At 62.5% G+C, this 21,964-nt stretch carries 24 protein-coding genes; 12 read left to right on the forward strand and 12 right to left on the reverse strand.

Going from position 1 to position 21,964, the window contains the following annotated elements; all coding sequences use genetic code 11:
* Positions 1-136 precede the first annotated feature (136 nt).
* The 6 genes from OQ248_RS20820 to OQ248_RS20845 form a co-directional block, all read right to left on the reverse strand.
* Complete coding sequence (locus tag OQ248_RS20820) at positions 137-793, reverse strand: carboxymuconolactone decarboxylase family protein (protein WP_265813838.1); 657 nt, start codon at positions 791-793, stop codon at positions 137-139.
* 114 nt (positions 794-907) lie between these two features.
* Positions 908-2,143 (reverse strand): cytosine deaminase, encoded by a 1,236-nt coding sequence (gene codA / locus OQ248_RS20825; RefSeq protein ID WP_265813839.1) that lies wholly within the window; start codon positions 2,141-2,143, stop codon positions 908-910.
* A gap of 14 nt (positions 2,144-2,157) precedes the next feature.
* Positions 2,158-3,429, reverse strand: a complete 1,272-nt coding sequence (gene codB / locus OQ248_RS20830) for a cytosine permease (protein WP_265813840.1) — start codon at positions 3,427-3,429, stop codon at positions 2,158-2,160.
* A 170-nt stretch (positions 3,430-3,599) separates the two neighbouring features.
* The gene (locus OQ248_RS20835; RefSeq protein ID WP_265813841.1) at positions 3,600-4,412 is read right to left on the reverse strand and encodes an alpha/beta hydrolase; all 813 of its coding nucleotides are present in this window, start codon (positions 4,410-4,412) and stop codon (positions 3,600-3,602) included.
* An 84-nt stretch (positions 4,413-4,496) separates the two neighbouring features.
* Positions 4,497-4,853 carry a 6-carboxytetrahydropterin synthase QueD gene (gene queD, locus OQ248_RS20840; protein ID WP_007955941.1) on the reverse strand — a complete coding sequence of 119 codons (357 nt, stop codon included), beginning with the start codon at positions 4,851-4,853 and terminating at the stop codon, positions 4,497-4,499.
* 86 nt (positions 4,854-4,939) lie between these two features.
* Positions 4,940-6,019 carry a patatin-like phospholipase family protein gene (locus tag OQ248_RS20845; RefSeq protein ID WP_265813842.1) on the reverse strand — a complete coding sequence of 360 codons (1,080 nt, stop codon included), beginning with the start codon at positions 6,017-6,019 and terminating at the stop codon, positions 4,940-4,942.
* A 145-nt stretch (positions 6,020-6,164) separates the two neighbouring features.
* Between OQ248_RS20845 and OQ248_RS20850 the strand changes: the two genes are divergently transcribed.
* Genes OQ248_RS20850 through OQ248_RS20865 form a run of 4 tightly spaced genes read left to right on the forward strand, consistent with a single transcriptional unit; the run spans position 6,165 to position 8,766 of the window.
* Complete coding sequence (locus OQ248_RS20850; protein ID WP_265813843.1) at positions 6,165-6,473, forward strand: PepSY domain-containing protein; 309 nt, start codon at positions 6,165-6,167, stop codon at positions 6,471-6,473.
* Positions 6,473-6,784 (forward strand): PepSY domain-containing protein, encoded by a 312-nt coding sequence (locus OQ248_RS20855; RefSeq protein WP_119428499.1) that lies wholly within the window; start codon positions 6,473-6,475, stop codon positions 6,782-6,784. Before OQ248_RS20850 ends, OQ248_RS20855 begins: the two co-directional genes overlap by 1 nt.
* A gap of 3 nt (positions 6,785-6,787) precedes the next feature.
* Positions 6,788-7,456, forward strand: coding sequence for a response regulator transcription factor (locus OQ248_RS20860; protein ID WP_085712534.1), 669 nt, complete (start codon positions 6,788-6,790; stop codon positions 7,454-7,456).
* The gene (locus tag OQ248_RS20865; RefSeq protein WP_265813844.1) at positions 7,453-8,766 is read left to right on the forward strand and encodes an ATP-binding protein; all 1,314 of its coding nucleotides are present in this window, start codon (positions 7,453-7,455) and stop codon (positions 8,764-8,766) included. Before OQ248_RS20860 ends, OQ248_RS20865 begins: the two co-directional genes overlap by 4 nt.
* A 199-nt stretch (positions 8,767-8,965) precedes the next feature.
* Here the strand turns inward: OQ248_RS20865 and OQ248_RS20870 are convergent, their stop codons facing one another.
* Complete coding sequence (locus OQ248_RS20870) at positions 8,966-11,113, reverse strand: methyl-accepting chemotaxis protein (protein ID WP_265813845.1); 2,148 nt, start codon at positions 11,111-11,113, stop codon at positions 8,966-8,968.
* Between the two features lie 314 nt (positions 11,114-11,427).
* Here OQ248_RS20870 and OQ248_RS20875 point away from each other — a divergent pair, with 314 nt between their 5' ends.
* Together OQ248_RS20875 and OQ248_RS20880 are read left to right on the forward strand one after the other, a co-directional pair.
* Positions 11,428-12,747: a Na+/H+ antiporter NhaC family protein gene (locus OQ248_RS20875; RefSeq protein ID WP_085712531.1), complete on the forward strand. Its 1,320-nt coding sequence runs from the start codon at positions 11,428-11,430 to the stop codon at positions 12,745-12,747.
* A gap of 92 nt (positions 12,748-12,839) precedes the next feature.
* Positions 12,840-14,522 (forward strand): methyl-accepting chemotaxis protein, encoded by a 1,683-nt coding sequence (locus OQ248_RS20880; RefSeq protein ID WP_265813846.1) that lies wholly within the window; start codon positions 12,840-12,842, stop codon positions 14,520-14,522.
* 214 nt (positions 14,523-14,736) lie between these two features.
* Here OQ248_RS20880 and OQ248_RS20885 read toward each other — a convergent pair whose 3' ends face one another.
* Positions 14,737-15,672 carry a LysR family transcriptional regulator gene (locus OQ248_RS20885; RefSeq protein ID WP_265813847.1) on the reverse strand — a complete coding sequence of 312 codons (936 nt, stop codon included), beginning with the start codon at positions 15,670-15,672 and terminating at the stop codon, positions 14,737-14,739.
* Between the two features lie 111 nt (positions 15,673-15,783).
* Between OQ248_RS20885 and OQ248_RS20890 the strand changes: the two genes are divergently transcribed.
* From OQ248_RS20890 to OQ248_RS20900, 3 genes are all read left to right on the forward strand, one after another.
* The gene (locus tag OQ248_RS20890; RefSeq protein ID WP_265813848.1) at positions 15,784-16,272 is read left to right on the forward strand and encodes a DMT family transporter; all 489 of its coding nucleotides are present in this window, start codon (positions 15,784-15,786) and stop codon (positions 16,270-16,272) included.
* A 4-nt stretch (positions 16,273-16,276) separates the two neighbouring features.
* Positions 16,277-16,732, forward strand: coding sequence for a DMT family transporter (locus OQ248_RS20895; RefSeq protein ID WP_265813849.1), 456 nt, complete (start codon positions 16,277-16,279; stop codon positions 16,730-16,732).
* 69 nt (positions 16,733-16,801) lie between these two features.
* Entirely contained in the window at positions 16,802-16,969 is a 168-nt protein-coding gene (locus OQ248_RS20900; protein ID WP_085686659.1) for a metallothionein, read from the forward strand.
* 23 nt (positions 16,970-16,992) lie between these two features.
* Here the strand turns inward: OQ248_RS20900 and OQ248_RS20905 are convergent, their stop codons facing one another.
* Positions 16,993-17,265: a hypothetical protein gene (locus OQ248_RS20905; protein ID WP_265813850.1), complete on the reverse strand. Its 273-nt coding sequence runs from the start codon at positions 17,263-17,265 to the stop codon at positions 16,993-16,995.
* Between the two features lie 38 nt (positions 17,266-17,303).
* Positions 17,304-17,531 carry a DUF6555 family protein gene (locus OQ248_RS20910; RefSeq protein WP_064597962.1) on the reverse strand — a complete coding sequence of 76 codons (228 nt, stop codon included), beginning with the start codon at positions 17,529-17,531 and terminating at the stop codon, positions 17,304-17,306.
* 137 nt (positions 17,532-17,668) lie between these two features.
* On the opposite strand from OQ248_RS20910, the gene OQ248_RS20915 reads away from it, so the two are divergent.
* The 3 genes from OQ248_RS20915 (at position 17,669) to OQ248_RS20925 (ending at position 19,707) form a co-directional block, all read left to right on the forward strand.
* Entirely contained in the window at positions 17,669-18,457 is a 789-nt protein-coding gene (locus OQ248_RS20915) for a helix-turn-helix transcriptional regulator (RefSeq protein ID WP_265813851.1), read from the forward strand.
* Between the two features lie 89 nt (positions 18,458-18,546).
* Entirely contained in the window at positions 18,547-18,720 is a 174-nt protein-coding gene (locus tag OQ248_RS20920; protein ID WP_085712525.1) for a DUF1427 family protein, read from the forward strand.
* Positions 18,721-18,750: 30 nt separating this feature from the next.
* The gene (locus tag OQ248_RS20925; RefSeq protein WP_119428509.1) at positions 18,751-19,707 is read left to right on the forward strand and encodes a zinc-binding alcohol dehydrogenase family protein; all 957 of its coding nucleotides are present in this window, start codon (positions 18,751-18,753) and stop codon (positions 19,705-19,707) included.
* A 3-nt stretch (positions 19,708-19,710) separates the two neighbouring features.
* On the opposite strand, the gene OQ248_RS20930 is transcribed toward OQ248_RS20925, so the two are convergent.
* Together OQ248_RS20930 and OQ248_RS20935 are read right to left on the reverse strand one after the other, a co-directional pair.
* Entirely contained in the window at positions 19,711-20,733 is a 1,023-nt protein-coding gene (locus OQ248_RS20930) for a purine nucleoside permease (RefSeq protein ID WP_119428510.1), read from the reverse strand.
* 14 nt (positions 20,734-20,747) lie between these two features.
* Positions 20,748-21,707, reverse strand: coding sequence for a nucleoside-specific channel-forming protein Tsx (locus OQ248_RS20935; protein WP_265813852.1), 960 nt, complete (start codon positions 21,705-21,707; stop codon positions 20,748-20,750).
* Positions 21,708-21,964: the final 257 nt, after the last annotated feature.

Raw genomic sequence — 21,964 nt, forward strand, 5'->3', positions numbered from 1 at the left:
TCCCCCCGGGAACGATGGATCCCTTGGACTTCACTGTGAGCCGGTTCGCTGCGGTTGTCGCCTGTCAGATCTGACAGGGCGGCTCTATCGTTTTGCAATAAGGCCGCTCCGTCCCATAACCATGAGTTCCCTCGATTCAGTGCGCCTTGAACAGTTTCACTGCAACCACGGCAGCGGTGTCCACCGTCAGATGCAGCAGTGCCTGCGGAGTGGTCTGCGTATCCTTGAAGCATTCGACGATGACCGCTTGCGCCGCGCAGGCCTGTATCGCCAGCCGGTCAGCGTCGCGCAGCTGCCGTTTCACCGCCGCACTGACCGGGATCGGTGGGTGGCCCTCGCGAACCGCTGTGCAGAATTTCAGAGAGATTTCTCTTGGCGTGGGCGGTGGCGGTGAGGCCAGGCCCGCTTCTGCAAATAAATGATTGAGCTGCTCCGCCGCACTGACGGCTCGCGGAAAACCGGCAAAGGCTGAGGCCTGCAGCAGCACCTCGGTCATTTCGCCAGGCGCCAGGCCTGATGCGAGCCCGGTCTTGAGGTGCACGCTGAGCGGTGGCCCCACCATGCCCGATGCCACAACGGAGGCAAATGACACCGCTTCGCGCAATCGCGGGTCGAGACCGGAGCGCGAGTGCAAATGCCCGTACACCACGCCAACGGCCAGTTCGCCCAACGCGGGAGCGGTATGAAACAAGGCATCGAGCCGGGCGCCGCCATCGGGCACCAGATCGATGAACGTATGACGGCCTTCGCGATACAGCGTGGCCATGGGATCGGAAGCAGTTTTGGGGTTCATGTCGCGTCCTCATGCAGCAATGAGGATGGCAGCGGAGCAACAACGCGCGAACTACGGCATGACAGGGCGTCCATCGGGAAAGGTCGGCGCCGTTGTGACGCCGACCTCTACACCTTAGACGAACTCCACCACCGGCATCTGCCGCTTCACCAACACCTTGCCGTCACGGATCGAATACAGCGGCAGACCCTGGCTGCGGATGACTTCGTAATCGCTGTCCGCCGACAGGATCAGCAGGTTGGCCGGGCGACCCTGTTCAAGACCGTAGCGTTCGCCAAGGTGCATGGCTTTGGCGCTGTTGTCGGTGACCAGATCCAGTGCGCTTTGCAGATTGCGGTAACCGAGCATGTGGCAGATGTGCAGCCCGGCTTCGAGCACCCGCAGGATGTTGCCGTTGCCCAGCGGATACCACGGGTCGACGATCGAGTCCTGACCGAAGCAGACGTTCATGCCGGCTTCGAGCAGCTCGTTGACGCGGGTCACGCCACGGCGTTTCGGGAAGTTGTCGAAACGGCCCTGCAGGTGAATGCTTTCGGTCGGGCAGGAGACGAAACTGATGCCCGAATGCCCGAGCAGGCGGAACAGTTTGGCGCAGTAGGCGTTGTCGTAGGAACCCATCGCGGTGGTGTGGCTGGCCGTCACACGTGCGCCCATGTCGCGGCTGCGGGCCTCTTCGGCCAGCACTTCGAGGAAGCGTGAATGCGGGTCGTCGGTTTCGTCGCAGTGCACGTCCACCAGGCAGCCGGTGCGTTCGGCCAGGTCCATCAAAAACTTCACCGAGCTGACGCCCTGGTCGCGGGTGTATTCGAAATGCGGAATCCCGCCGACCACATCGGCGCCCATGCGGATCGCTTCTTCCATCAGCTCGCGACCATTGCGGAACGACTCGATGCCTTCCTGGGGGAACGCGACGATTTGCAGGTCGATCAGGTGACGGCTTTCCTCGCGCACTTCGAGCATCGCCTTGAGCGCGGTGAGTTGCGGGTCGGTGACGTCGACGTGGGTGCGCACGTGCTGGATGCCATGGGCGGCCAGTGTCTGAATGGTTTTCTTGGCCCGGGTTTTGGTGTCTTCCTGGGTGATGGTGACCTTACGCTCGCCCCAGCATTCGATGCCTTCGAATAGCGTGCCGCTCATGTTCCAGCGCGGCTCGCCGGCGGTCAGGGTGGCGTCGAGGTGAATGTGCGGCTCGACGAAGGGCGGCACCACCAGATTGCCGCCGGCGTCGAGGTCGTCGGGGCCCAGGGTCGGCGCTTCGGTCTGGCGCGCGATGCTGCGGATCAGGCCGTCTTCCAGGTGCAATTCGTGCAGACCTTCCTGGTTGCGCAGGCGGGCGTTGATGATGTGCATCAGGCAAATCCTTCTTATAGGTCTTGTAGTGGCGCGCTGGCGCGGCGGGCGCCCAGCAGGCCGGTGACGATGACATACGTTAGCGCGGCAGCGGCGATCCCCACCAGCGGCGCGATCCACGGCGAGTGAAACGCCGCGAGGGTACCAACCGCGTAAGCCCCGAGCCCCGGCCAGTTGAAGGCCGGCAGCCGTGCGTCGGCCAGGCGCGGATAGTGACCGCGCCAGCGGAAGAAAAAGTCAGCCATGATGACCCCGCCAATCGGCGGAATCACGGTGCCGAGCAGGATCAGATAAGGCACCAGCATGTCATACATGCCCAACAGCGCGAGCAGCGTGCCGATCACCGCACCGGCCAGGGTCACGGTCTTGCGGCGCCCGGTGCGCAGCAGGTTGCAGCCGGCGACGGCGAAGTTGTAGATGGTGTTGTCCTGGGTGCTCCAGATGTTCAGCAACAGCATGGCCATCGCCGCCATGGCGAAACCTTGCAGCAGCAACACCTCAACCACGTCGGGTTGTTGATAGACGATCGCGCCATAGGCACCGATCAGCACCATCAGACCGTTGCCGATGAAAAAACCAATGAGGCTGGCCAGTACCGCTACCCGCGCCGAACGGGAGAAACGCGTCCAGTTGGTGGCCTGGGTCGCGCCGCTGACGAAGGTGCCGAACACCAGCGTAATGGCGGTGGACCAGTCCAGCGAACCGGTCGGCACCACGGCCAGCAAACCATCAAGGCCGCCGACCTTCACCGTGGCCACCCACATCGACAGCATCAGCAGCAACATCATGGCCGGCACCGCGATGTACGACAGAATCTCCAGGCCGCGATACCCGACATACGCCGTGGCGCAGAACACCAGGCCGAACAGCACCATGAGCCCGAGCACCGTGCCGTCGTCCAGGGCGAAATATTTACCGAGTACTACCGCTGCCGTCGCCGTACCCCAGGCGTACCAGCCGATCTGAGTGAAACCCAGGATCAGGTCGCTGAGCTTGCTGCCCACTTCTCCAAAGCAGAATCGGCCCATCAACACCGAGTTCAGGCCGCTCTTGAAGGCGATGTAACCCAGCGCTGCGGCGTACAGGCCCAGCAGCAGATTGCTGATGATGATCACCGCCATCATCTCGCCAAAGTCGAACGCCACGCCGAGCTTGCCGCCGGCAAACATGGTCGCGGTGAAGAAGGTGAAGCCCAGTAGCACCATCGCCGTTGAGGCCAGGCCTTTGCGTGCGTGCATGGGGACTTCGCTCAGGGGGTAGTCGTTGCCGGGATCGTTCTGCGTCATGGCGGGCGTTCCTTGCTGGAAAGGGGAGGACGCGAGGCGGTTGCAGCGGTCGTGCCAGATACCGATTGGCGAGGTTATGTATAGACGAGGGAGCGGATTTGGCGCGAAAGCGGTGCGCCTGCCTCCGCTGAAGCACAATGTGGGAGCCATCAGGCCGGTTGTTTTTCGGCTCAGAGAAAACGTAGCAGAGCGGCGACAATGGCCTCGGGTGCATCTTCCTGCACCAGATGCCCGGCATTCGGGATCGGGTGAAACTGCGATCCGGGGATCATCTGATGCAATGCCCGGCCGCGTTCGATGGGAATCCACTGATCTTCCTCGCCCCAGAGAATCTGCACCGGGCAGCGAATCGTCGGGTACAGCGGCTGAGTTTCCAGTGTGTAGCGCTGGTCCATCTGCGCGATCTGCCGGTAGAACGCCGCTTGCCCCGGATCACCCAGCCACGGCTGAACGTAGGGCGCCAGTTCATCATCGGGAATATCCCGGTGAATGGCGCCGCGAATGTAGGTCGGGACGATGGCGCGCTGGATGTAGTCCGGCAGGCCGCTGAACGCCGCTTCATGCTGGCGCACGTGCTGCACGAACGGCGAGCCCCAGGGCGTCAGCGCCACCGGGTCGATCAGCGTCAGGGTGCGGTAATCCTTGCCGTTGAGCAGGTGTGCGCGCAGGGCGGTGGCGCCGCCGAAGTCGTGGGCGACCACGTCCGGGCGTTGCAGGCCCCAGTGATCCAGCAACTGAGCGAGCAGTTCGTTCTGCACGCCGAGGGAGACGTCGGTGTCCGGTTGCTCGGAGCGCCCGTAGCCCAGCAGGTCGAAGTAATGCACCCGATGGCTGGCGAAAAAATGCGGCGCGATGCGGTGCCACACACAGGAAGAGAAGGGCGTGCCATGCACGAACACCAGCGGCGGGCCGTCGCCACGCACCCCGTGGCGAATCTGTCGTCCGTTGAAATCAAAGACCTGATCCAGCAGCCAGTCCGTCATGGGCCTGTCCTCTTGGCGGGTTCGAGCCAAAAAGCATAGGCGTAAAAAAACCACCGGTCTCGGTGGTTTTTTGTGTCGCGGGAGTTACTCGCCGCGATAGATGCAACCGCTGGTGCAGGTCTCGTGGATGCGGATCGCACTGAGTTCCGGCAGCAGGGGCTTCAACTCATTCCAGATGAACTTGGCCAGCACTTCGCTGGTCGGGTTCTCAAGGCCCGGAATATCGTTCAGGTAGTTGTGATCCAGACGCTCGTACAGCGGCTTGAAAATCGCCTTGATCTCGGAGAAATCACGGATCCAGCCGGTGTGCGGGTCGAGGTCGCCGCTCAGGTGAATCGCCACTTTGAACGAGTGACCGTGCAGACGTCCGCACTTGTGGCCGTCCGGGACGTGGGGCAGGCGGTGGGCGGATTCGAACGTAAATTCCTTGAAGATTTCCACAGTGATTTCAGCTCTGTTCAGATGGCGTTCGCCGCAGCGAATTCGGGCAGGCGGCGAGTTTATCAGCTTGTCCCCGGCTGTGCTGACTAAAGGGTCAGCAAGCGCTCGGCGAGGCGACCATTGGCAGTCAGTTCAAGGAACTCGTCGCCCAACCGGCGGCTCTCGTCCATCGCCGCGTGCCAGTATTTCTGCCGGCTCGGTGCATCGCCCATGAAGCGCTTGAAGTCGTTACGGTCGGGGAGTTTGCCGTAGGGCAGGCGCGCCAGGTATTCCTTCGACGGCGCCAGCAACAGCACGTCCTGCAAGCGCTCGGTCGAGGCTTTACGCCACGGCAGGGTCTTGTCGAACCAGCCCGGGATCACCCGGTCGGTGAAGTGCGGGTAGAGCACGATGCCGTCGCCGCTGTAGGGCAGGTCGAGGTGATAGTCCAGCAGGCCGCCGTCACGAAAGGTGCCGGCGCCGGCGCCCGGCAGGTCGCGCACGCCTTCCATGACCATCGGGATCGACCCCGAGGCCAGCAGCGCCTGACGCAGGTTGCCGGCATTGAGGGCGACGAAGCGCGACGGGAAATCGTTCAGCGCGTGCACCGGCGGCGCCAGGCGCGGGTCGTGGATGATCAGCCGTTCGAAGTGCCGCGACAGCCGCGCCCGGCCCCGCAGGTTGTCGGCGATCACCGACCCCAGCGCCAGCCCGAGCCGGCCACGATGGTCGTCCGCCAGCCCGCCGTGGCTTTTGACCACCATGATGTTCAAGCGGTAATGGGCATTGTCGAGCAATAGCGCATCGCGGCCGTCGAGCAGGTCATCGAGCATGCGCTGCGAGCTGCGGCTGACGTCGCTGATGGTCACGCCCTTGTTGAAGTTCTGCTCGGTGTACAGATGGCCGAGGCGACGAATGCCTTCAGCGGCGTCCGGCAGACAGGCGCTGGCGAAGCGCCAGGAGCCGACCGACGCACCGATCAGCGAGCGCTCACGCGGCGCCGCCGGCAGCCAGTCGCCGAACAGCGCCAGATCCAGCCCCTGAATCCCCAGCGCCTTCGGTCCGCCGGCCGCACCGGGCAGGGTGCCGACGTCGGCAGCGTTCAGGCCCTGGGCACGGATGCGTGCCATGGCGCGGGGGCCGGCCTTGAGGGTGAGGGCAGGGAACTTGATGTGGATGGCTGTCATACCGGTCTCGATCGTTAGCAAGCGAAAGATTATAAGCACATGTTGCCGACACTGCTGAAGCTGGCCAGGTGATGGCCATTCAGTTTCAGTTAAGTTCGCACCGTTATGGTGCTGTCCGTAGCGGCACTGAAAACACGGAGACCCCATGAAAACCCTGACTGCCCTGAGCCTCGCCTCGTTCATCGGTCTGGGCGCGAGCCTGGCCCACGCACGGGATCTTGGCCCGGATGAAGCCCAACGTCTGCACGACGCTGGTACTATCGTGCCCTTCGAGCAGCTCAATGCCACGGCGCTGGACAGGCATCCGGGTTCCACCATTACCGACGCCGAGCTGAAAGAGAAGTACGGCAAGTACCTCTACCAGCTCGATCTGCGCGACCCGCAGGGGCTGGAATGGGATGTGGAACTGGACGCGGTCAGCGGGCAAGTGCTCAAGGATCATCAGGATACGTAATGAAGGTGAATGCTCGCGCCACCGGTCGAACCGCGTTGGCGCTTTTGATTTTCTGCTCGGTGGCCGGGGCTCGTGATCTCGATCAGGATGAAGCCCTGCGCCTGCGCCAGCAGGGGGTGATTCTGCCGCTGGAGCAGGTGCTGCATAACGCGCTGGATCGCTACCCTGGCGCGAAACTGCTGGAAGTCGAGCTGGAAGAAAAGCACGACGTCTACATTTACGAAGTCGAGTTGCTGACCGTCGACGGGGTGACCCGCGAACTCCATCTCGAAGCCGCCACCGGCCGTTTGCTGAAAGACAAGGAAGATTGATCGATGCGCTTGCTTCTGGTGGAAGACCACGTCCCCCTGGCCGATGAACTGATCGCCGGCCTGCAACGCCAGGGTTATGCCGTGGACTGGCTGGCGGACGGGCGTGACGCGGTCTATCAGGGCCGCAGCGAACCGTACGACCTGATCGTGCTCGACCTCGGCCTGCCGGGCGTGCCGGGCCTTGAAGTGCTGGCGCAATGGCGCGCCGGCGGGCTGGCGACGCCGGTGCTGATCCTCACGGCCCGGGATTCCTGGGCCGAGCGCATCGAAGGCCTGAAGGCCGGCGCCGACGATTACCTGACCAAACCCTTCCATCCGGAAGAACTGTATTTGCGTATCCAGTCGCTGCTGCGCCGCTCCAAGGGGCAGGCCAACCAGCCGACGCTCAAGGCCGCAGGGCTGCATCTGGACGAGGGTCGACAGTGCGTGGTGCGTGACGGCGCCGACATACAACTGACCGCCGCCGAGTTCCGCCTGCTGCGTTACTTCATGCTGCACCCGGAGCAGATCCTTTCCAAAAGCCACCTCGCCGAACACCTCTACGACGGTGAAACCGAGCGTGACTCCAATGTGCTGGAAGTCCACGTCAACCACCTGCGGCGCAAGCTTGGCAAAAGCGTGATCGAAACCCGTCGCGGCCAGGGTTATCTGTTCGGCGGACAGGCTTCGTGAGATCGATCCAGCGCCGCTTGAGTCTCGGCCTGATCAGCGTGATGGTGGTTGTCGGCGTGATACTGGCGCAAACCAGTTTGTGGCTGTTCGAAGTGGGTTTGCAGCGCTACCTCGAAGCTGGTCTGCGCAACGACAGCGAGAGTCTGCTGGTGGCGCTGGTGCGTGGCCCGCAAGGCTTGCAACTGGATGAGCGACACCTCTCGCCGGCCTACCAACGGCCGTTTTCCGGCCATTATTTCCGCATCGACTTTGCCGACAGTCACTGGCGTTCACGCTCGCTGTGGGATCAGGACCTGCCGCTGCTGCCGGAGCCCGGTCTGCACAGCAATCTGCAACTGGGGCCGGACGGGCAGCAACTGCTGGTCCTGCGCTCTGACTATCGACGGCTCGGCCAGTCGATCTCCATTAGCGTGGCCCAGGATTACACCCCGGTGCGCGAGAGCTTCCAGCGCATGCGCCAGATCGGTCTGGGCCTTGGACTGGCCGGGCTGCTGCTGATCCTGATTCTGCAACGGCTGACCGTGCACCGCGCCCTGCGACCACTGGAAAAGGCTCGCGAACAGATCGCCCAGTTACAGCAAGGCCAGCGCTCACAGCTCGATGAGCAAGTGCCGGCAGAACTGGAGCCGCTGGTGGCGCAGATCAACCACTTGCTGGCGCACACTGAAGACAGCCTCAAGCGTTCGCGCAATGCCCTGGGCAATCTCGGGCACGCACTGAAAACCCCGCTGGCGGTGCTGCTGAGCCTGGCCTCGAACGAAAAACTCGATGCCCATCCCGAGTTGCGCAAGATCCTCAAGGAACAACTGGAACAGGTTCAGCAACGCCTGAACCGCGAGCTCAACCGTGCGCGGCTGTCCGGCGATGCGCTGCCGGGGGCGCTGTTTGATTGCGACGCGGAGCTGCCCGGACTGCTGGCGACATTGAACATGATCCACGGCGAACACCTTTCGCTGAGCTACGTCGCGCCGACCGGGCTGCAATTGCCGTGGGACCGTGAAGACTTGCTGGAACTGCTCGGCAATCTGCTGGACAACGCCTGCAAGTGGGCGGATGCCGAGGTGCGGCTGAGTGTGGTCGAGACGGCTGAAGGTTTTGTGCTGAGCGTGGAAGACGATGGGCCGGGAATTCCCGAGGCACAGCGCGATCAGGTGTTCAGCCGGGGCGCGCGGCTGGATGAACAGACCCATGGGCATGGGTTGGGGCTGGGGATTGTGCGGGATATTGTCGAGACTTGGGGCGGGGTTCTGGTGTTGGGCGAAAGCGAGTGGGGCGGGTTGAAGGTGGGGATTCAGTTGCCTCGGCGGTGAGCCCGTAGAAGCCCTCACCCTAACCCTCTCCCGGGGGGAGAGGGGACTGACCGAGGTGGATGTACGGGATACATCGACCTGAAAGTCCTGAGTCGAACTCAGGTTTGAACAGCACGGAGATCTGCTCCCTTTCCCCTCGCCCCCTTGGGGGAGAGGGCTGGGGTGAGGGGGTAAGCTCTTGATCTTCAGCAATCTCCCGTCAAACCCGGAACTGATCCATCAGACTCTGCTGCTGATTCGCCAGGCTATTGAGCGACTGACTCACCCGCGCCGATTCATTCGCCTGCCCCGACAGCGACTCCGTCACATCACGGATCGTCGCGACGTTGTTGTTGATCTCTTCGGCTACCGCGCTCTGTTCTTCAGCGGCGCTGGCGATCTGCAGGTTCATGTCGCTGATCACGGTCACTGCATCGCCGATCTGGCGCAGCGCAGTTACGGCCTGGCCGACCTGTTCGACGCTGCCCTGGGCCTGACGATGGCTGTTGCCCATCGAACCGACCACGTCCTGGGTGCCGCTTTGCAGTTGCTCGATCACCTGGCGGGTTTCTTCCACCGACTCCTGGGTGCGGCGGGCGAGGTTGCGCACTTCGTCGGCGACCACCGCAAAGCCACGTCCGGCTTCACCGGCGCGGGCGGCTTCGATGGCGGCGTTGAGGGCCAGCAGGTTGGTCTGTTCGGCGATGGCGCGGATGGTCTCCAGCACCGTGCCGATCTTCTCGCTGTTGGCGGCCAGGCCTTCGACCTGCACCATCGCCGCGCTCATGTCGGCGGCCAGAGTGTCGATGCTGGCGGTGGTGCGGTCGATCACGGTCAGGCCCTGACGCGTGGCGCGGTCGGCATCCTTGGCCGCTTCGGCGGCTTGCGCGGCGCTGCGGGCTACGTCCTGGGCGGTGGCGCTCATTTCGTGGGACGCGGTGGCGACCTGATCGACCTGACGGTATTGCTGCTCCATGCCGGCGCTGGTCTGGGTGGCAATGGCCGAAGACTGGTCGGCGGTGTTGCGCGCATCCTGCACCGAGCGTTTTACCTCGGCGATGATCGGTTGCAGTTTGTCGAGGAAACGGTTGAACCAGCCGGCCAGTTGACCGAGTTCGTCTTTCTTGTCGTAGGCCAGACGACGGGTCAGGTCGCCTTCGCCGCTGGCGATGTCTTCCAGCATGTGCGCCACGCCGAGAATCGGCTTGGTCACGCTGCGTGCCATCAGCCACACCAGCAGCAGGCCGAGCAGTGCCGCCAGAACGCCGAGGCTCAGCTCGATCAGGGTGCCCGAGGTGTTGCTGGCATCCAGTTGCTGCTTGAGCGCTTCGGCGCGACTCACCAGCACTTTCTCCGGCACATCCAGCAGCACGCCCCACGACGGACCACCGGGAATCGGCTGGAACGGCGACAGCACTTTCAGCTGTGCATTGCTGTGCAGGCTGCTGACGGATTTGCTCGATGCCAGCAGGCGCAGCAGTTCGGCACCGCTGGTGGTGTCCACGGCATCCAGGCGCTGGCTGAGTTTGTTGGCGTCCGGGCTGTAACCGGCGAGCAGGCCGGCGGGGCTGATGATGCTCACGGCGGTCTGGCCGTCATAGAGCTTTTTGCTGGCGCCCTGGCTGATTGCCTGCAGGCTGTTGAGGTTGATGTCCACCGACAGCGAGGCGATAACTTTGCCGTTGACCATCAGCGGGAACACGATGCTGGTCATCAGCACCTTTTGCCCGTCGATCACATAGAAGTACGGCTCGATCACGCACGGCTTGAGCGTGGTGCGCGGGCAGGTGAACCAGGCGTTGGCGGCCTGGCCGCTGGGGCCGGTACTGGTGTCGGCCATGTCGCTTTCCGGCAGCGCCATCGAGGTCACTTTGCCCGGGGTCGGCTGCGACCAGTACAGGGCGAAGCGGCCCTTGTCGTTGCTGCCCAATTCACTTTGCCCGGCGAACAGCTCGTCCTTGCCGTCCAGTGCATTGGCTTCGAACACCAGCGACAGGCCGAGCAGTTCCGGGTTGGCCTGCAGCGCCGATTTCACCTGACGGGTCATGTCTTCGCGCAGGTCGAAGGCATCGAGAAAGCGCTTTTCGGCCTGCTCGCGCAGGAACAGCACCTGACGCGAGAAGCCGTGGCCATATTGGTAGGCGTCCATGAACTGCTGGCGAATGCCCGCGGCCTGAACTTCGCCCTGGGATTCGATGCGCGCCTGGGCCGATTCGGTGAGCATCTCCATGCTGGAGGCTTTGACCAGTTCGGAACTGTGCTCCATGCGATACAGCGAAAGACCCACCAACAGGGTCACGATACCGGCCAGGCAGAGGCCGGCGAGCAGGGTGATTTTCCATTGGATGGAGAGTTGTCTGAGCGACATGGAGACGTCCTTATTCGATAAATATCTGAGACTTTGCACTGTAACGGCCGCGTTTCGACTTTCTTTATGGCGCAAATGCAATACGGCGAATTGACGCACTTTGTGGCCGATATGCCGTTGTCGCCGGTTTGATCATGGAAAGTTACACAGTGACGCGACCGGTCGCTTTGACACTGCGCGCGCTCTGCGGCACAGTGCGCGCCCTTCTAATAAGACCCTCTATGCAAATCCGCTGGCGACCTTCGTGGCTTGCCGGCCGGACTCATCCTGTCTGGCGGTGAATGGCTTTACCGTCGTGTTTTTGAGGTAGTGAAATGAATGCAGTGATTGCTGCGGTCGGCGTCATGCTGATCCTCAGCCTGTCCCGGGTGCATGTGGTGATCGCGTTGATCGTCGGTGCGCTGGTCGGTGGCCTGACCGGCGGCCTGGGCATCGACGCCACGCTCAAGGCCTTCAACAGTGGCCTGGGCGGTGGGGCGACGGTGGCGTTGTCCTACGCGTTGCTCGGCGCTTTCGCCGTAGCGATTGCCAAGTCCGGCCTGGCCCATGCGCTGGCCGACAAGGCGCTGGCAATGGTCGATCGTCAGCACGCATCCGGTGGCGGCAGCGTCAAATGGCTGCTGATCGGCCTGCTGTGGGTGGTGGCGATCGCTTCGCAGAACATCCTGCCGATCCACATTGCGTTCATTCCACTGCTGGTGCCGCCGCTTCTATATGTGCTGACCAAACTGCAGCTGGATCGCCGGCTGATCGCCTGCGTCATGACCTTCGGCCTGATCACGCCGTACATGGTGTTTCCGGTGGGTTTCGGCAACATCTTCCTCAACCAGATCCTGCTGGCCAACGTCAGCAAGGCCGGTGTCGACATCAGCCAGGTCAACGTCATGCATGCGATGGCCATTCCGGCGGCGGGCATGGTGTTTGGTCTGTTGATGGCGGTGTTTTTCAGCTACCGCAAAAAGCGTGTCTATGATCTGGAGAAGATCGAGCAGGTTGAACAAGTCAGCGTCGCCTACAACCCGATGACCATTGGCATTGCCGGTCTGGCCATCGCTGCTGCGTTCATTATTCAGTTACTGCTGGACTCGATGATTATCGGGGCGCTGGCCGGTTTCCTGATTTTCTCGGCGTCGGGCATCGTCAAGTGGCGCGAGACTGACGGGCTGTTCACCGAAGGCATGAAGATGATGGCGATGATCGGCTTCATCATGATCGCCGCCTCGGGTTTTGCCGAAGTGCTGAAGGCCACCGGCGAGGTGCGCACGCTGGTCGAAAGCGCGGCGGCGCAGATCGATCACAGCAAGGCCATTGGCGCGCTGCTGATGCTGCTGGTGGGGCTGATGGTGACCATCGGCATCGGTTCGTCCTTCTCCACGGTGCCGATCCTGGCGGCGATTTTCGTGCCGCTGTGCGTGCAACTGGGTTTCAGCCCGATGGCGATCGTCTGCATCGTCGGCACTGCCGGGGCCCTGGGCGACACCGGTTCGCCGGCCTCGGACTCGACCCTCGGCCCGACCTCCGGCCTGAACATCGACGGCCAGCATCACCACATCTGGGACACCGTGGTGCCTACCTTCCTGCACTACAACTTGCCGTTGCTGGCGGCCGGCTGGATGGCCGCGATGGTCCTGTAGGCCTGCCACCTTCACGGGGCTCACTCAACTTTTGCTTTCGCGTGCCGTTAACGCCTTTAACCACGCCAATAAAACCAAAAGAGTGAGCCCCCATGCGCCTGAGTCTCAAGGCTAAAGTCCTGTCCCTTGCCGTCCTTCCGGTCTTGCTCTTTGCGCTGGTGATCAGCCTGACCACGCTGTTCATCCTCCAGGAACAGGCGCACAAGGAAGTCGAACAGACCCGCGAACGCCTGCTCGGTGATGCCAAGGCCACTCTGGCCAGCTATGTCGCGGTGGCCATGACCACCATCAAACCGCTTTACGACGCTGCCGCCCCCGGTGACATCGAGGCACGGGCGCAGGTGATCAAGCTGCTGTCGGGCATCAAGTACGGCAAGGACGGCTACTTCTTCGGCTACGATTCCGAGACCGTACGCCTGTTCAAGTCCACCGATCCCGAAGGCGTGGGCAAAAGCTTCAAGGACAACCGCGACCCGAACGGCGTCTACGTCAACCGCGACCTGGTGAAAGTGGCGAAGGACGGTACTCACTACCTGCAATACAGCTCACCGCTGCCGGGTAACGCCCAGGTGCTGGTGCCGAAACTCGGCTACACCGAATACCTGGCGAAGTGGGACATGGCGGTCGGTACCTCGGTCAACCTCGACGGCATCGAGGCGCAAGTCGCGTTGGTCCAGGCCCAGGTTCAGGAACGCATGGAAGGCGTGGTGCTGAGCATCGTCGGCGTGGCGGTGGTCGTGTTGCTGCTGATCGCGGTGGCGGGGCTGGTGCTGGCCAATACCATTCTGCGGCCGCTGAACCTGATGAAAGCCAACCTTGATGACATCGCGGCAGGCGAGGGCGACCTGACCCGGCGTCTGACTATCACCAGTCAGGACGAACTCGGCGAACTGGCCGGCTCGTTCAACCGTTTCGTCGACAAGATCCACGGCCTGGTGCGGCAGATCACCGAGATGACCACACAACTGACCGGGCTGGTGACGCAAGTCTCGGATCAGGCCCAGCGTTCCGATCAGGCCATGGAGCGTCAGCGTCACGAAACCGATCAGGTGGCCACGGCGATCAACGAAATGTCCGCCGCCGCGCAAGAAGTCGCCAAGAGCGCACAGAACGCCGCCGTCGCCGCGCAGCAGACCGACGAAGAAGGCCAGACCGCCAAGCGCGTGGTGGCCGGCAGCATCAAGCAGATTCATGCGCTGGTGGACGACATCCGCAGCAGCGGGGTGTCCCTCGACAGCCTGCAGCAGGATGTGTCGTCGATTGTCGGCGTGCTCGGGGTGATCCGCTCGATTGCCGAGCAGACCAACCTGCTGGCGCTCAACGCCGCGATTGAAGCGGCCCGGGCCGGTGAGGCCGGGCGGGGATTTGCGGTGGTCGCGGACGAGGTGCGGGCGCTGGCGTCACGCACGCAAATCAGCACGCAGGAAATTCAGGGGATGATTGATCGCTTGCAGGCGGGTACGCAGTCGGCGGTTGAAGCGATGCGTCGTTCCAGCGAGGCGGGTGACGGCACGTCGGCCCAGGCCAATCAGGCGGGGGCATCGCTGGATGCCATGGCGGATCTGATCGCCACCATTAACTCGATGAACGCGCAGATCGCCAGTGCCGCTGAAGAGCAGACGGCCGTGGCCGAAGAGATCAACCGCAGCGTGCATCAGATTGCGGTGGCGGTGGACAACGTGGCGGATGAGACCCAGTTGGGGGCGCAGACTTCGCGCAGCCTGGCGGATCTGGGGCAGCGGCTGGGCAAGTTGGTTGGCCAGTTCCGTATTTGATATTTGTGTGAATCCTCAGGCGGGCCCTCACCCTAACCCTCTCCCGGAGGGAGAGGGGACCGACCGAGTTGTCTTGCGCTAAACGCCGACCTGAAAGACCGAGTCGACTATGGATTCAAAGCAAATCTTTCAGGTCGGCGTACTTCTCCAATATCCCCCAATCGGTCCCCTCTCCCTCCGGGAGAGGGCTAGGGTGAGGGCTAGCTTTTGATCTTCAGGGGCGATCCCAATACGGCACCTCCCCAAAACACTCAACAAAGAAATCAATCACCGTCCGCACCTTCACCGACAACCGCCGGCTCCCCGGCCACAGCACCGAAATCTGCTGCGGCTCCACACTGTTCGACACTTGATAATCCCCCAACACTGGCACCAGCGTGCCCTCACGCACCGCCTCGCCAATCAGCCATGACGGAAACATCACCAGCCCCAAACTCTGTTCGGCAGCCTGGGTCAGGGTGTCGGCGTGGTTGCCGGTGATCGGGCCTTTGACCGAGTACGGCGTCCACTCGCCCTGATCCTGCCGGAAAAACCAGCGTTGCTGACCGGTCGCACCCTTGTAGGCCAGGCACTGGTGGCGGGCGAGGTCTTCGGGATGCTGCGGCGTGCCGAAACGCTTGAGATACGCCGGGCTGGCCGCGACCTGAAAGCGGTGCGGCGCGAGGATCCGTGCCTGCATGCTCGAATCGTGCAACGGGCCGATGCGGAACAGCAGGTCGGCGCCTTCCTGCAGCGGGTCGATGTAGTGGTCGGTCTGCTGGATGTCCAGTTGTAGCTTCGGATAACGCTCGCACAATTGGCCGAGCCATGGCGTCAGATGGCGCTGGCCGAACACCACCGGGGCGTTGATCCGCACCAGTCCGGTCGGTTCGCTTTGCTGTTCCTGCAACGCCTGTTCGGCCTCCTCCAGTTGCACCAGCACCAGCCGCGCGTGGTGGCCGAGCATGCGCCCGGCTTCGGTTGGTGTGACCGCGCGGGTGTGGCGGTAAAGCAGTTGCTGGTTCAGCGCTTGCTCCATCAACTGGATCTGCCGGGAAATCGAAGAGGGCGCCACGCCCTCGCGGCGGGCGACTTCGGAAAAGCTGCCGTGATCGAGCACGGCTACAAACAGCCTTAGCGCCTTGAATCCCAGTTCGTTGAGCCCGTGCATCGTCGATCCTGCTGTGCGAGTTGCGCAAAAGTGTTGTCAGGATGCTCCCATTTATCGCACAGCTGCGCCAGCCGATAATCCGCGCCATCGTTTCCTTCAGAGATTTTTCAGATGCAGTCGTTTGATGAAGTAAGTGCGGCGCCGGCCCCGGTCGCGCGGCCGGGTTTGCGCTGGTTGCTGTTGCCGCTGGTGATTCTGGCCGGCATGGGCTTGTCGGTGGAGGCCGGGTTGCTGGGGCCGCTGGGTGAGCAGGTCGGGCATCTGTGGGCGACCTTGAGCATCTTCGGGGTGGGCTCGGCGATTTTGTTTTTGCTGTTGCTGTTTGCGGGCCCGCAGAAGGGGCCGGCGCTGACGGATTTGCCGCGCTGGCAGTTGATCGGCGGGTTTCTGGGGCCGATGTATGTGGTGGTATTGACGCTGGCGACGCCGCATATCGGGATTGCGATGACGATGATTGCGATTCTGTCGGGGCAGGTTGGCAAGAGTGTGCTGATTGACCATTTCGGCTGGTTCGGGGCTACGCGCAAGAAGGTCAACGGCGAGCGCTGGCTGGCGCTGGGGTTGATTGTGGCGGCACTGGTTTTGATTGCGCGGGGTTGATGAGATGAGTCTGGTGATTTTGCTGGCGGTGGTGGTGTTGGCCGGTGCGGTGTTGAGTGTGCAGGCTGCGATCAACGGGCGGTTGGGGGAGACTGTTGGGGTGTTGCGCAGCAGCCTTCTGACGTTTGTGGTCGGGGCGGTTTCGACCGGATTGCTGATTCTGTTTTTCGAACCGGCGCAGGCGGTGAGTCTGCTTGAGGTGCCGAAATGGCAACTCAGTGGTGCGTTGTTTGGCGTGGTTTACATGATGGTCATGGTGGGAGCGGTGCCGCGCGTCGGTACGGCGGTGGCGACGGTGGCGGTGATTGTCGGGCAGTTGGGGATGGGGATGCTGATCGACAATTTCGGTTGGCTGGGGAATTCCGCCATTGAGCTGTCGGGGGCGCGGATTCTGGCGATGGTCTGTCTGGGGCTGGCGCTGGTATTCATGTATCGGAGCAGCGTGCGTCAGGTGGACTGACAGCTTCTACACTGGTGGTACGGCCTGGATATCAGGCCTCAGACAACCACCATCAAAGGAGTCTGTTCCATGGCCGATAGAAAATGCGATTGCCCGGGATGTAGCTGCAAGATCAAGGAAGGCGAGCATTCCTACGTGGCGCACGGCAAGCACTATTGCTGTGAGGCCTGCGCTCATCATCACAAGGGCGGTGAAGAGTGCTCCGGCAAGGGTTGCCATTGCGCGCACCCGAAATAACGGGCTGCATGAAAAAGTGGAGCCTAGTCAGGCTCCACTTGCAGTTTCAGGCTGTCGTCGTCCAGACGTTCGGTGTTGCGGACGGTGCCTTGCAGGCGTCGGCCTTCGACCCGGACGTCGATGGTAACGGCCTGTTCGAGGTCTTCCGGTTGTGGGGCCGGGACGCGCAGGGCGAAGCAGTAGGGATCGTTTTCGACGGGTTCCAGGCCAACCGGGCAGTCGATGCTTCGGGTAACCCGGCCGGTTGCGGTGTCCAGGCTGTAGTCCAGGTGCGCCGGGCTGCTGATGGTCGTCATGTGTGTTCCCCCGAAAGAGTCCCCGTCTGCGCGCAAGCTTAGCTTGCCGGTCGCCACGTGACGTTTTCCACGCCGAATTTTTCTGCCATCGGCTTGCTGGTCTTTTGCACTTTCTCCCGGCCGAAGCGCGGGATGCGGCCCACCCCGGCGTCGCAGCTTGCCCAGTGCCACGCCTCGGTGTTGTCCATTTTGTCCGAGCGGATAATGAACGACTTTGGCGTGCCGTGAAGGGTGTAATCGATAACGTACAGTTTTGCGTTGTTCATAAAGCCGTTCTTCCTCCCTGTGGTAATAGAAGGATCGCTGCGCACCGGGAAAATTCACTCGGATTGTCCGACGGTATCTATCAATGGCGAGCGAGGGGGCGGACTGGTTACCATGGCGCTTCCGCCAACCCCGATGAATGTTCGCCATGGCCCTCGCCGCGCCCCCCGATCTGAGTGATACCGATGTGCCGATGCAGCCGCTGGCGCGCACCTATCCGCGTGGGTTGTTCATTGAGCCGCACGAGCATGTCTGGGGGCAGTTGCTGTATGCGATGAGCGGGGTGATGTGGGTCGAGACCCCGCACGAGGCGCTGGTGGTGCCGCCGCAGCGGGCGGTGTGGTTGCCGCCGGGGGTGCCTCACGGGATTCGGGTGGTGTCGGATTTGCAGATGCGCAATATCTACCTGCGCCCGGCGCTGGCGGCGACGCTGGATCAGACGGTGCAGGTGATCGAGGTGGGTGGTTTGCTGCGCGAGCTGATCGTCGGGCTGGTGGCGCAGGGTGACAGCGGCGATACCGAATATTACGAAGCGCTGGTCGGGCTGGCGCTGCTGGAGCTGAAACGCGCAAGGCGTTCGCAGTTGAAGATCCCGTTGCCGGACGACGCCGACCGGCGGCTGATGAGCCTGTGTCAGGCGGTGATGGCCGCGCCATCGCTGGAGATTCCTTTCGAGCAACATGCCGAAAACGCCGGGGCCAGCGTGCGAACGTTGGCGCGGTTGTTCAAGGAAGGTCTGGGCATGGGCTTCGCCGAGTGGCGGCGGCAAGTGCAACTGGCGACGGCGGTTGCCGAGTTGATTCAGGGCGTGCCGGTCAGCGCGATTGCCCGGGAGCTGGGTTATTCGCCGAGCAGTTTCAGCGACATGTTTCGTCGTGAACTGGGTGTCGCGCCTTCGCAGTTCGGTGCCGGGCAGCTTCCGGGCTGATTTGGCCGAAATTCAGAAGTCCTTGGCCGGTGCTTTCGCACAGCCTTCCCTAGACTTTGCCCATTCCCTTTATGTGGCGGAGTGATCCCATGAACTACCTGATTTCCCTGGGCATCGGTCTGGGCGTCGGCCTGTTGTATGGCGCGCTGGATTTCCGTTCCCCGGCGCCACCGGCCATCGCGCTGGTCGGCCTGTTGGGCATGCTGGCGGGCGAGCAGTTGTGGCCGCTGGGCCGGCAACTGGTCAGCGGCTGGCTGTCCTGAATTTCCTTTTTTCATTCGGTGGATGAACTCATGAAAGCACTGCAATTCGATAAAACCGGCGACCTGTCTTCCCTGCGCTTCGTCGAGGTACCGACGCCTGTACCGGGCGCCGACGAGGTACTGGTGCAGATCAAGGCGGCGGGCCTCAATCCCAGTGACGTGAAGAATGTGCTCGGGCGTTTCCCTTACACCACGTTGCCACGCATTCCCGGTCGGGACTTTGCCGGTGTCGTGGTCGAAGGGCCGCAGGCGTTGATCGGTCAGGAAGTCTGGGGCACAGGGCGCGAGCTGGGCTTTTTCGCCGACGGCTCCCATGCGCAGTTCGTCAAACTACCGGCCAATGGTGTGGCGCACAAACCTTCGCACCTGAGTTTCACTCAGGCTGCCAGCCTCGGTGTGCCTTACACCACGGCGTGGGATGCGCTGGAACGCAGTCTGGTGAATGCCGAAACCCGTTTGCTGGTGATCGGCGGCGGGGCGGTGGCGACGGCTGCACTGGCGCTGGCCAAAGTGCGTGGCGCGCAGTTGCTGGCGGCGGCGCGGCGGCCGGAGCAGGTCAAGGATTTGCAGGCGCAGGGTTATCAGACGATCCAGCTGGACAAGCCTGAAGAGCTCGGCGCGCAGGTCAATGCGGTATACCGCGGCGGCGCCGACGTGATCTTCGACACCACCGGGTTCTGGCTGCCTGCCTCGGTGCCGGCGCTGGCACCGTTCGGACGCATTGCGATCATCGCTGCGCCGGTGGACGGCCATGTGCAACTGCCGGCGCTGGCCCTGTATCGCAAGGGTGGTTCCGTGGTCGGCATCAACTCGCTGCTGTACGGCGTTGAAGCCTGTGCGGCGATGCTCGAGCAGTTCGGCCGGTTCTTCGACGAAGACTTGCTGCCTCTGCCGCAAGGACTGGTCGAAGCACCGTTGGCCGAAGGGCTGGCGCGCTATGCCGATGTGAATCAGGGCAGTGGCGACAAGGTCATCCTGATGCCTTGATGCTTATGCGTCCGGCACGCCGTGCTCCCACGCCGACCAGTGTTTGAGGATGTCCTGCACCAGCGGATTCCCCGCGCGGTAGAGGTTTTCCAGTGCCGGTACGAATCCGCCCTGGTCGGCGTACTTGAGCAGGTTGTCCACTTCGCTGCCGCCCGGCGCCGGGCGGTCGAAGTCGGAGCCGGCGCGCACCACGGCCAGGCGCTGCACGTCCACCAGGCCCTCGCGGCTGGCGCGCAACAAAGCCTCGTAGGTGGAGTTGTCTTCCTGTTGGGTGGTGCAGTATTCACCCTTGTTGTCGGTGAGCAGTTTGGTCCAGACCTCGGCGCGTTCGCTCAGGCGGGTACCGGAGAACCAGGTGTTGCCTGCCAGTGTGTCGCAGCGGGTGACCACCGGCGGCTGATTGGCCGGTGCTGCCGGGTATTTCAGGCGCCACGCCGCCGATTCCTTGCTCTCGCTCAGTTCGACCTTGTGGCTGAGGGCGAAGGCCTTGGCCTGCAGTTTCGGGTTGAGTTCGAAGACCTCGGTCTTGTAGTCCAGCGGCGGTTTTTCGTTCGGGCCTTTGGTATTGATGCCGAGGTAACCGGTCGGCCAGCTCGAGGGCGCATCGCGTGAATCCAGTTCCCACTGGGTGCCGAATTCCACCAGATAGTGCGCCCAGGCGGCGGTGCCGATGGTTCCGTGTTTCGGGCTGATGCCGGCAATCCCGGCGATCAGGAAGTAGCTTTTGCGCAGGTCGAATTTCGGCGACAGGGCCAGTGCCAGGGTCGAAGCGGCGGCATTGGTCTGGCCCATGCCGGTGGTCATCAGGCACACCTGCTGTGTGTTGCAGCGGATGACCGGATACTCGGCCGACAGGCCCGGTACGCGGATTTCCTGCTTGAGTTCGAGGCGCTCGATCCAGTTTTGCGCCTCCGGGGCGAACATGGTGATCAGCACCACTTTCGGTTGAATCGGTGCCTCGGCCGCCCAGGCGGTGGAGGAGAGCAGGGCCGCAGCGGCCAGTGATACACGCGTCATTGCTTTCATGATGGCTCCTGGATTCAGAACTGATAACCGATGCCGGCGTAGTAACCCCAGCCGTTGGAACGGGCGCGGAAGTTGCCGTCGCCGAAGTTCAGCTCGCTGCCGTCCTCCCAGTTGCCGCCGTTATGGAAGTAACGACCGACCAGGGTGAAACGCAGGTGGGTGAACGAGTACAGCAACACGTTGGTCGCCACCGTGGCATTGGCGGTGCGCGCCGGGTTGTCCTTGTGCAGATCCGAGCCGAAATCGAAGTTGGTGAAACCAATGTAGGTCAGCGAGGCACCGTTGCTGAATTTGTCGATCGGCACGATGTACTTGAGCTGCGCGCGGTAGCCATCCCACGAATATTCATTGCTGGCGCCGTAGTTTTCCCACTGGTAGCGCCCGTACAGGTTGGCCGACAGGTTGACCCGCGAGTGGGTATCGATGTCGGTACCCAGGCCGCTGTACAGCGTGTTGGCGCGGTTCTCCTTGCGGCTGCCGTGGTCGTAGATCCAGTCGAACGCCACGTACCATTCCTTGAACGGCCCGATGGCCAGGCTGCGGCCGACGAGGTAGTCGATGGAGATGCGCGGTTCGTGCTCCATGAACACCGGCGAGCCGTGATCCCACACGCCTTTATCATGGCTGTTGCCGATGTTGAAGATCTTCGGAATGTCGATGTAGCCGTACAGCTCGAACGGCCCTTTGCGCCCGAAGTATTCGTATTCCAGGTAGATATCGTCGGCCGGTTGCGGGCCGAAGCTGATGTCCTTGCTGCCGATCAGCATCAGGTCCTGGTTGTACCAGTCCGACAGGTATGCGCCTTTTTTCGGCGGGCTGGCTTCGGGGCTGAGGGCTTCGCCCTGGGCGGATTCTTCGGGCAGGGCAGGTTGCGCCAGCGCGGTGTGGCTGAGAACTCCGGTAACGCCGGCCAGTAGCAGGGAAACAGCAAACGGTCGCGCACCACGACGGCGGCGGCAGGAAGAGACGTGCATTCAAAGTCCTTTTTGCGGATCAGGGCCCGAAAAGTTGGGGCCTGTACGGTTTTGTAACGAAAAGGTGGTCAACCACGATCCGCAAACGTTTGCACAAGCCGTACCAGTTTCGCAAGACGCTGAAAAACAGATCAATTCAGTGATTTACCTGGCCCTTCGGTCAGGCTGGCCCAAGCTCTTCCCGAAAACACTCAAGCTCTTGCTCAGAACGGCTCGGAGCATCGCTAAAGCGGCTTATCGCACAAAAGTATTAACAC

This window comes from Pseudomonas sp. COW5, from assembly GCF_026240005.1.
Classification (GTDB): domain Bacteria; phylum Pseudomonadota; class Gammaproteobacteria; order Pseudomonadales; family Pseudomonadaceae; genus Aquipseudomonas; species Aquipseudomonas kribbensis.

Excerpts from the sequence above, each read along its gene's own strand:
- OQ248_RS20820 (WP_265813838.1), bottom strand. The coding sequence starts at position 793 with ATGAACCCCAAAACTGCTTCCGATCCCATGGCCACGCTGTATCGCGAA.
- codA (WP_265813839.1), bottom strand. The coding sequence starts at position 2,143 with ATGCACATCATCAACGCCCGCCTGCGCAACCAGGAAGGTCTGCACGAA.
- codB (WP_265813840.1), bottom strand. The coding sequence starts at position 3,429 with ATGACGCAGAACGATCCCGGCAACGACTACCCCCTGAGCGAAGTCCCC.
- OQ248_RS20835 (WP_265813841.1), bottom strand. The coding sequence starts at position 4,412 with ATGACGGACTGGCTGCTGGATCAGGTCTTTGATTTCAACGGACGACAG.
- OQ248_RS20845 (WP_265813842.1), bottom strand. The coding sequence starts at position 6,019 with ATGACAGCCATCCACATCAAGTTCCCTGCCCTCACCCTCAAGGCCGGC.
- OQ248_RS20850 (WP_265813843.1), top strand. The coding sequence starts at position 6,165 with ATGAAAACCCTGACTGCCCTGAGCCTCGCCTCGTTCATCGGTCTGGGC.
- OQ248_RS20855 (WP_119428499.1), top strand. The coding sequence starts at position 6,473 with ATGAAGGTGAATGCTCGCGCCACCGGTCGAACCGCGTTGGCGCTTTTG.
- OQ248_RS20860 (WP_085712534.1), top strand. The coding sequence starts at position 6,788 with ATGCGCTTGCTTCTGGTGGAAGACCACGTCCCCCTGGCCGATGAACTG.
- OQ248_RS20870 (WP_265813845.1), bottom strand. The coding sequence starts at position 11,113 with ATGTCGCTCAGACAACTCTCCATCCAATGGAAAATCACCCTGCTCGCC.
- OQ248_RS20875 (WP_085712531.1), top strand. The coding sequence starts at position 11,428 with ATGAATGCAGTGATTGCTGCGGTCGGCGTCATGCTGATCCTCAGCCTG.
- OQ248_RS20880 (WP_265813846.1), top strand. The coding sequence starts at position 12,840 with ATGCGCCTGAGTCTCAAGGCTAAAGTCCTGTCCCTTGCCGTCCTTCCG.
- OQ248_RS20885 (WP_265813847.1), bottom strand. The coding sequence starts at position 15,672 with ATGCACGGGCTCAACGAACTGGGATTCAAGGCGCTAAGGCTGTTTGTA.
- OQ248_RS20890 (WP_265813848.1), top strand. The coding sequence starts at position 15,784 with ATGCAGTCGTTTGATGAAGTAAGTGCGGCGCCGGCCCCGGTCGCGCGG.
- OQ248_RS20895 (WP_265813849.1), top strand. The coding sequence starts at position 16,277 with ATGAGTCTGGTGATTTTGCTGGCGGTGGTGGTGTTGGCCGGTGCGGTG.
- OQ248_RS20900 (WP_085686659.1), top strand. The coding sequence starts at position 16,802 with ATGGCCGATAGAAAATGCGATTGCCCGGGATGTAGCTGCAAGATCAAG.
- OQ248_RS20905 (WP_265813850.1), bottom strand. The coding sequence starts at position 17,265 with ATGACGACCATCAGCAGCCCGGCGCACCTGGACTACAGCCTGGACACC.
- OQ248_RS20910 (WP_064597962.1), bottom strand. The coding sequence starts at position 17,531 with ATGAACAACGCAAAACTGTACGTTATCGATTACACCCTTCACGGCACG.
- OQ248_RS20915 (WP_265813851.1), top strand. The coding sequence starts at position 17,669 with ATGTTCGCCATGGCCCTCGCCGCGCCCCCCGATCTGAGTGATACCGAT.
- OQ248_RS20920 (WP_085712525.1), top strand. The coding sequence starts at position 18,547 with ATGAACTACCTGATTTCCCTGGGCATCGGTCTGGGCGTCGGCCTGTTG.
- OQ248_RS20925 (WP_119428509.1), top strand. The coding sequence starts at position 18,751 with ATGAAAGCACTGCAATTCGATAAAACCGGCGACCTGTCTTCCCTGCGC.
- OQ248_RS20930 (WP_119428510.1), bottom strand. The coding sequence starts at position 20,733 with ATGAAAGCAATGACGCGTGTATCACTGGCCGCTGCGGCCCTGCTCTCC.
- OQ248_RS20935 (WP_265813852.1), bottom strand. The coding sequence starts at position 21,707 with ATGCACGTCTCTTCCTGCCGCCGCCGTCGTGGTGCGCGACCGTTTGCT.